This window comes from Mesorhizobium sp. M0207 (genome assembly GCF_040321995.1).
GTDB lineage: Bacteria > Pseudomonadota > Alphaproteobacteria > Rhizobiales > Rhizobiaceae > Mesorhizobium.
The window spans coordinates 1-3579 of sequence record NZ_JAMYSQ010000063.1; the positions used below are offsets into that span (position 1 = coordinate 1).

At 64.8% G+C, this 3579-nt stretch carries 3 protein-coding genes and 2 pseudogenes; 3 read left to right on the forward strand and 2 right to left on the reverse strand.

Annotated elements, in window-relative coordinates:
- Positions 1 to 105, reverse strand: a pseudogene (locus NKJ15_RS32755) (transposase zinc-binding domain-containing protein); the annotation flags it as partial.
- Positions 106 to 272: 167 nt separating this feature from the next.
- On the opposite strand from NKJ15_RS32755, the gene NKJ15_RS32760 reads away from it, so the two are divergent.
- From NKJ15_RS32760 to NKJ15_RS32770, 3 genes are read left to right on the forward strand one after another with little or no spacing between them, the layout of a single operon-like run.
- Positions 273 to 1505, forward strand: a complete 1233-nt coding sequence (locus NKJ15_RS32760) for a tyrosine-type recombinase/integrase (RefSeq protein ID WP_352819821.1) — start codon at positions 273 to 275, stop codon at positions 1503 to 1505.
- Positions 1505 to 2410, forward strand: coding sequence for a tyrosine-type recombinase/integrase (locus NKJ15_RS32765; RefSeq protein ID WP_352706844.1), 906 nt, complete (start codon positions 1505 to 1507; stop codon positions 2408 to 2410). The genes NKJ15_RS32760 and NKJ15_RS32765 overlap by 1 nt, the downstream gene beginning before the upstream one ends.
- On the forward strand, positions 2407 to 3396 hold the full coding sequence (locus NKJ15_RS32770; protein WP_352819823.1) for a tyrosine-type recombinase/integrase: 990 nt from the start codon (positions 2407 to 2409) through the stop codon (positions 3394 to 3396). Before NKJ15_RS32765 ends, NKJ15_RS32770 begins: the two co-directional genes overlap by 4 nt.
- A gap of 81 nt (positions 3397 to 3477) precedes the next feature.
- On the opposite strand, the pseudogene NKJ15_RS32775 reads toward NKJ15_RS32770, so the two are convergent.
- Positions 3478 to 3579: pseudogene (locus NKJ15_RS32775) on the reverse strand (transposase zinc-binding domain-containing protein); the annotation flags it as partial.

The following is a 3579-nucleotide window of genomic DNA, read 5'->3' on the forward strand; positions in this document are numbered from 1 at the left end:
TACGACATGGAAGTAGCCGACCGGCAGCAGGTCGGCTTCGCGCTCGGCGAGCCATGTACGCGCGGCCGCGCCCTGGCACCTGGGACAGTGCCGGTTACGGCAGGTAATGGGCATCGCCCATTACCTGCCTTATGGGCAGATCCAGTAATGGGGAGTCGGCGTGGCGTCGCTGACATTTTCTGTGAATCTCGGCGCTTCTTGTCTCCATAACTGGGTGTGCTCGCGGCCCCATCGACTTGGCCACTGATGGCCGGTCACAAACGGGGACGAACATGTTGGAGACCTACTTCTCGGCATCGAAGATTCTGGGGCATCTGCGGAGCGGGCCAAGCGGGCCATACCTCGACGGCTTCGCAGCATCACTCGAACGGCAAGGCTACAGCCCAGACACGGCCGTGCGCTATTTGCGGGCGGCAGCCCATGCCGGCCACATCATGATCGAGCGCGGCGTGAGCCTGGGAGACATCGATCTGGCGGCCTTCAGCGAGCACCTGCGCAGCTGCAGGTGTCCGCGCGTCAGAGGCGGCCGGCGGAACCACCACACCATCTACGGTGCCCGGCTCTTTCGACGGCACCTTATCGAGGTCGGCGTCTGCCGATCCGCGGCCGTGGTAACGGCGCCCGCCGAGCCCAAGTTGGTCACCGACTTCAAGGCCTGGCTGCGCAAGCATCGCGGGGCATCCGATGCCACCATCAGGCTCTACGCTCGCGACGCTGCCGGCATAGTGATAGCGCTCGGATCCGCCCCGACTGGCTGGAGTCCGGCCGATGTTCGCGGCTACTTCATGGAACACGCGAGCAAGTGCGGCAGCGGCACGATCGAGAAGATGACGACGAGCCTACGGGCATTCCTGCGATACCTTGCAGTCGAAGGCTGCTGTCAGGCGGGTCTCGACAACGCCGTTTCAGCTTACGCCCATTGGCAGCTTGCCGACATGCCGCGATATTTGTCGGCCGAGCAGGTCAATCAGTTGATCGCCGCCTGTGATGGTGACACCAGTGCGCGTCGACGTGATCTCGCGATCTTGCTGTTGTTGGCCCGCCTCGGACTGCGGGCCGGCGACGTGGCGCAACTCCGTCTCACCGACATCGAGTGGCAGGCGGGCTCGCTCCGGGTCACAGGCAAGGCGCGCTACGAGGTCCGCCTGCCGCTCCCGCAAGACGTCGGGGATGCGATCGCCGCCTATCTCGAATGCCGTCCGTCCGCCTGTCGTAGCGATCGCGTGTTCCTGCGCACGATCGCGCCTTGCCGACCGTTCCGGAACGGCGATGGAATCTCGTCGGTGATGAAGCGCGTCATGAAGCGCGCCGGCATCGTGACGTCGGTAAAGGGGGCGCACGTCCTGCGGCACACCGCGGCGACCGAGATGCTGCGCTGCGGCGTTCCGCTCGAGAAGATCGGTCTGGTCCTCCGCCACCGAGGCATCGACACGACGGCCTACTACGCCAAGGCCGATGTCGCGCTCTTGAAGCAGGTCGCTCAGCCCTGGCCGGAGGCGCTGTGATGCTGGACGCGATCGAGACCTATCTCGCCCTGCGCCGCGCCACGGGCTTCGCGATGTCGAATGCGGAGTACCTGCTGAAGAGCTTTGCCGCCTTCGCGGCCGAGCGCGCGCAAACGCACGTTGAGACGCAAGCGGCGATCGAATGGGCCGCGCTCGGGCCATCCGTGGCGCAACGCGATGCACGACTCAGAGCCATCTGCCGCTTCGTGCGCCACACCCAAGTCGAGGACGCCGGGCATGAGCTGCCGCCCGCCAATCACTTCGGTGCTCGCAAGAGGCGCCGCACACCGCACATCTACTCGGCAGACGAGATCAATCGCCTGATCGAGGCTGCGCTGCGGCTTCGGCCCAAGGGCAGCTTGCGCCCGCTCACCTTTGCAGCCTTGATCGCGCTGCTCTCGGCCACCGGGTTGCGGATCTCAGAAGCTCTGAGGCTCACGGTTGCCGACGTGACCGGCGACGGCCTGCTGATCCGCGAGACCAAGTTCCGCAAGACGCGCCTGGTGCCACTGCACGACACGGCAGCAGCAGGCCTGGAACGCTATCTGGCGCATCGACGGCCGCGCTCGCACGATGATCCGGTGTTCATCGACAAGCGTGGTCGGGCACTCCGCTACATCGCGGTTAAAGAGCTCTTCGACAGGCTGGTGGGCATAGCTGGCATCCGATCGAGGACGACGCGCCGTCCTCGGCTGCACGATCTGCGGCATACGTTCGCCGTGCGTGCGCTGCAGGGCAGCCCGGCCGGCCGAAGCCGATGCGGGGCGCATATGGCGGCGCTGGCCACCTACATGGGCCACGTCAACATCTATGCGACCTACTGGTATCTCGAAGCTACCGCTGAGCTCATGCGCGACGTCGCTGCGGCCGGCGAAGAGTTCCTGTCGGAGGGACGGCAGTCATGACGCCGATCGCTCCTCTCATTGAAGCGTTCCTGCGCGAGACGCTCTCCCGCCAGCGAGGCGTCAGTCGGCACACGCAGGACTCCTACGCCCTGAGCTTCCAGTTGCTGTTCGTGTTCGCCGCCGAAAAGCTCAAGGTCAAACCCTCCCTGCTAACGTTGGAGCAGATCGACGCTGGCTTGGTGAGCGCCTTCCTCGAGCATCTCGAGGACAACCGAAAGAACGCGGCTGTGACGCGCAACGTGCGACTGGCGGCGATCAAGTCGTTCTTCCGCTTCCTCGAGTACCGGCAACCGGCAGCACTGGATCAGATCCGCCGCGTCCTGGCGATCCCGTTCAAGAAGACGGATGCGCGCTTGGTTCCCTATCTACTGCGGGAGGAGTTACAAGCCGTGCTCGACGCGCCCGATCCCACGACGTGGGAGGGCATCCGCGACCGCGCCATGCTGCACCTGGCTGTCTGTGCGGGGCTGCGCGTATCCGAGCTGACCGGCCTGAAGATCGAGGACATCGACTTGCCGTCGATGAGCATCCGCGTTCTCGGCAAGGGGCGGAGGGAACGAACACTGCCGTTATGGAAGAGCACAGCCACAGCACTGCGCGCATGGCTTGCCATTCGCGGCCAGCCCGCCGTGCCCGAGGTGTTCGTCAACGCCCGGGGAGAGCCGCTGAGCCGATGGGGCTTCGCTTATCTGCTTAAGCAGCACGCCGCGACCGCGGCTCGCAAGCAGCCCGGTCTCGCCAAGAAGCGCGTTTCGCCTCACGTCCTCAGGCACACCTGCGCAATGATCGTTCTGCAGGCGACGCATGACATCCGGAAAGTGTCGCTATGGCTGGGCCATGCCACGCTGACGACGACCGAGGTCTACACGCGTGGCGACCCGACTGAAAAGCTCGATGCGATGGAGGCGATCATTCCGCCGCATCTGCGACGGGGAGCCTTCCAGCCGTCCGACAGGCTGATAGCACTCCTCAAGCGCACCTCGTAATGGTGAGCCGGGCTGGCGGCGACTGTCGCAAGAGCGTGATCAAGTCGTCGCCGACTCCCCATTACTGGATCTGCCCATAAGGCAGCTGTTATAGGCGATCCGCCATTGGCCGCAGTCCGCACAGGCTTCGACATGACCACCCAATGCAGCGGTGCGACACTGTTCGATCGCCGACATGACCTT

What these genes read in the sequence shown, in the direction of transcription:
- NKJ15_RS32770 (WP_352819823.1), top strand. Translation starts at nt 2,407, where the DNA reads ATGACGCCGATCGCTCCTCTCATTGAAGCGTTCCTGCGCGAGACGCTC.
- NKJ15_RS32760 (WP_352819821.1), top strand. Translation starts at nt 273, where the DNA reads ATGTTGGAGACCTACTTCTCGGCATCGAAGATTCTGGGGCATCTGCGG.
- NKJ15_RS32765 (WP_352706844.1), top strand. Translation starts at nt 1,505, where the DNA reads ATGCTGGACGCGATCGAGACCTATCTCGCCCTGCGCCGCGCCACGGGC.